The organism is Sulfitobacter aestuarii (genome assembly GCF_042685005.1).
Classification (GTDB): domain Bacteria; phylum Pseudomonadota; class Alphaproteobacteria; order Rhodobacterales; family Rhodobacteraceae; genus Sulfitobacter; species Sulfitobacter aestuarii.
In genome coordinates this window covers 1-3,146 of record NZ_JBHUMP010000052.1, presented here as the reverse complement: position 1 = coordinate 3,146, position 3,146 = coordinate 1, and the positions used below count along the sequence as shown (strand labels likewise).

The 3,146-nt window shown below is 57.4% G+C and carries 3 protein-coding genes and 1 pseudogene; 2 read left to right on the top strand and 2 right to left on the bottom strand.

Annotation, left to right across the window (positions count from 1 at the left end):
• Positions 1-111 precede the first annotated feature (111 nt).
• Positions 112-765 carry a flavin reductase family protein gene (locus tag ACFSUD_RS19455; RefSeq protein ID WP_386376160.1) on the top strand — a complete coding sequence of 218 codons (654 nt, stop codon included), beginning with the start codon at positions 112-114 and terminating at the stop codon, positions 763-765.
• A 254-nt stretch (positions 766-1,019) separates the two neighbouring features.
• Here the strand turns inward: ACFSUD_RS19455 and ACFSUD_RS19450 are convergent, their stop codons facing one another.
• Positions 1,020-1,358, bottom strand: coding sequence for a type II toxin-antitoxin system RelE/ParE family toxin (locus ACFSUD_RS19450; protein WP_386376159.1), 339 nt, complete (start codon positions 1,356-1,358; stop codon positions 1,020-1,022).
• Entirely contained in the window at positions 1,358-1,633 is a 276-nt protein-coding gene (locus tag ACFSUD_RS19445) for a hypothetical protein (protein ID WP_386376158.1), read from the bottom strand. The genes ACFSUD_RS19450 and ACFSUD_RS19445 overlap by 1 nt, the downstream gene beginning before the upstream one ends.
• A 160-nt stretch (positions 1,634-1,793) precedes the next feature.
• Between ACFSUD_RS19445 and ACFSUD_RS19660 the strand changes: the two are divergent.
• Positions 1,794-2,649 (top strand): annotated as a pseudogene (locus tag ACFSUD_RS19660) (ISL3 family transposase); the annotation flags it as partial.
• Between the last annotated feature and the right edge of the window lie 497 nt (positions 2,650-3,146).

Below are 3,146 nucleotides of genomic sequence, written 5' to 3'. Positions count from 1 at the left end.
CAACCCTCGAACGGAGAATGCCGCGGGAGAGGCCGCCGAGCCAGTCAGCTCACACGGCGATCATGGGGTCTAAAGCAAGAACATGGTCACCACAGACAAAGGTATGAAAAAATGCACTATTCTCCGCTTTCGGAAAAATGTCCTCTGGAGTTCTCACCGTTTAAAAGCTGTACGGTACCGCGCCCCATTGGCTGGATTTCGTCGCTCAGCAAATCCGGCATTGCGAATCTGGCCCCCTACAGCCAGTGGCAGAATCTGACCTTCGACCCCCCGATGGTGATGTTTTCGGCGAACCAGAACATTCAGGGCGAACGGAAGGATACCGTCAGGAATATCGAGGAAACAGGTTGGTTCGTTTGGAATATGGCAACCTGGGATCTACGCGAGGCGGTGAACAAATCCGCGATGTACTCGCCGTTCGAACAAGATGAATTCGACAGCGCCGGTGTGACCAAAATGGACTCGGTCGATTGTGCCGTGCCCCGTGTAGCCGAAAGCCCATGTCATTTTGAATGCGAATATATCACGACACACCGACTCCCAGCGAACTCGACGGTTGCCACCATCGACATCATCTTCGCACGCGTGGCGCGGATTCACATCAAGGACGAGGTTCTGACGCCGGATGGCAAGATCGACATCCCGAAAATCCGGCCGATCGGCAGAATGGGCTACCATGATTACGCGGTCATCAACGAAACATTCGAAATGAAGATACCCGCCGCCACCGAGGCCGAAGCCCGCGGCCTCGAAGGTCGGGCCTGACATGGTGCTATCACAGGCTCTGATATCCGGCACGGCCATCGGTTTCATCTATGCGCTGATCGCGCTGTCGATGGTGCTGATCTAGAGCCGTAGCGGCGACATGGACCTGGAAACCCTTTCTGGCGAGATCGAGCCCAACAATAGTAGGGTTCAGGAGCCCAGCCCCTGACGGTAAATGTTGACGGCTTGTTCCGTGTCAGGGCTGGGACTTCAGTCCGGGGTAAATCACCCTGAGATGATGTCCTCGCCCGGTATCATTCATACCCTGAGAAATTCTGTCGGTTCGCTGCAAGTTTCATCCAATTCCGCCCACCAAGAGCCGCCAGGGCAAGGTAGACGGTCGCCGCTTCAATATCGGGTTTGAATACGATTGTCAGGCGATGTCTGACCCCACCATGACGCACCATCCAGCCATCGAGCTTTCCTTCAAGGCGGACGCCAGAGGTCGGGTTTTCGACGATCGCTTCCAGCAGTAAGTCGATTTCGTCCAATCTACGCAGAGCTGCCGCTGCGTCGCCATCGGTGACTTCGACAATGTGATCAACGATGCCGATGAGATTCCGTTCAAAGAACGGATGCCGAACGAAACGCATCAGGTCTTGCGGGTCAATGCGGCCAGGTGTGTCCGCGCACCGGCTGTGACACTGGAGGCCTCTCCGACGGGTTCCCACCGATCAAGGGGCAACGACAGGCGCCGTTCCACTTCCGCGTCGAGCACGGCCCTTTCACGCTCGCGCTCCGCCTTGGCTTTTGCCAATTCTCCCGAAACCGCGGCGCTCATGTTGGGATACTCCCCCGCCTCGACCAGTTCCTTGGCAAAGGTGTAGGCGGTATCGGTGAAGCTAACGGATTGTTTCTGAACGCTCATGTCGATTGCTCATCCCTTTGGTGCTCCAATAGATTGCCGAGTAAATGGGCATTTGCCAATGTTTATCAAGGGCGCGCGATGCGCCCCAGACTGGAGTCCCAGCCCCAGTTCCAACGTGTCAGGCGTTATATTTCGGCAGGCTTTGGGAGAGGTTGCCGACGGCGTCACCGGTGCTGTCTCACGGGGCTTGCCAAAGGCGGTTCAGATTACCGACCGCTGCCACCTGTGAGAAAACGAGAGCACGGCTTTCCCGGCCGCCGTACAGCGAAACATGCCTGCCCTCGGCAAAGCGATCGGAGTAACAACCCTGGAACCAAAGCTGCTGACGGCCGCTGAAAAGCTACAATACGAGAGCTATCTGCGCCGCCAGCAAACCAACCGGATGGTTCGTCAAATGGCTAATGATGACCTGCCGATCCGGCGGTTCGTTCGCCAGACAGGACTCAGCCGCCAGTTCGTCCGTCAAATTTTGCGCAGGGAACGCGAGGATGTTTTCCGCATCCGTGAACGCAGTCTAACCCCTTGGTTGCCGCGGCTTGAGCGGGAATGGGCGGGCGGTTGCCGGAACGGCACCGAAATTTGGCGCCGACAGCGAGCCGATGGTTTCCAAGGCAGCCTCCGTCGTCGGGGAATGGGCCACGCGCCAGCGCCGCGACGAGCGGGCTGCGCCATCAGGCACAGAAGAATCGCCGCCCGCGCGCAAGATTGCCGACCTCCTGACCTTGGGTCGGGATCATCTGTGCAGGTCGGAGGCCATCCAGGTTGCAAGGATCGAGGCCGCGTTGCCAGCCTTGGCCACCCCCCGCAGGCTGACCGACCGGTTTACGGACATGGTACGCAATGCTCGCGAAGACGGGCTGGAAGGATGGCGGAATGAAGCGGAGAACGGGTTGTCCGGTGCCTTCGCGCGTGGGCTACGGCGTGATCAAGCCGCAGTCGCTGCAGCGCTGCGGGAACCTTGGTCGAACGGGCAGACCGAAGGACAGATTAACCGTCTTAAGACCCTCAAGCGCTAGATGTATGGCAGAACGAACTTCGATCTGCTCAAAGCACGGCTCGTTCAAGCGTCCTGAATCGAGAGAGGTCGAAGTTGCACCAAACCTGCATCAGACCCAAGCTTGCGTGTCGATTGACACTTTGGACATGAAAACGGTCAAAACCTTCATTTATAGGGCCTCCGGGGGCGCTCATGATACAATGATACGAATCTACAAAAATATCTAGAGGTGTCCACAAATCGTGTTGGTCGCCCAATCGCTACATCAGGTGATGTCGTCGATCCGCTTGCGCGCCTGAGGCATCAGGTTCAGCGAAGCTGATATCCTGTTGCGCCAGGCTGGTCCGCGCCCCATCGCATCCTCGTATGCATCGGCAAGTTCAGCAGGCCTTTCCTCGCTTAGGACTTCAATAAGAAGATCAGCCTGCGCCCGGTCCTTCGTAAGCGTTTCCTGCCTGCCACCTTCCGTCTGTCATCATGATGGGTTCATTGGACCCTATTGATTGTTGGACTGGA

Bases quoted from the DNA above. Each gene is read 5' to 3' on its own strand.
- ACFSUD_RS19455 (WP_386376160.1), top strand. From the start codon at position 112: ATGCACTATTCTCCGCTTTCGGAAAAATGTCCTCTGGAGTTCTCACCG.
- ACFSUD_RS19450 (WP_386376159.1), bottom strand. From the start codon at position 1,358: ATGCGTTTCGTTCGGCATCCGTTCTTTGAACGGAATCTCATCGGCATC.
- ACFSUD_RS19445 (WP_386376158.1), bottom strand. From the start codon at position 1,633: ATGAGCGTTCAGAAACAATCCGTTAGCTTCACCGATACCGCCTACACC.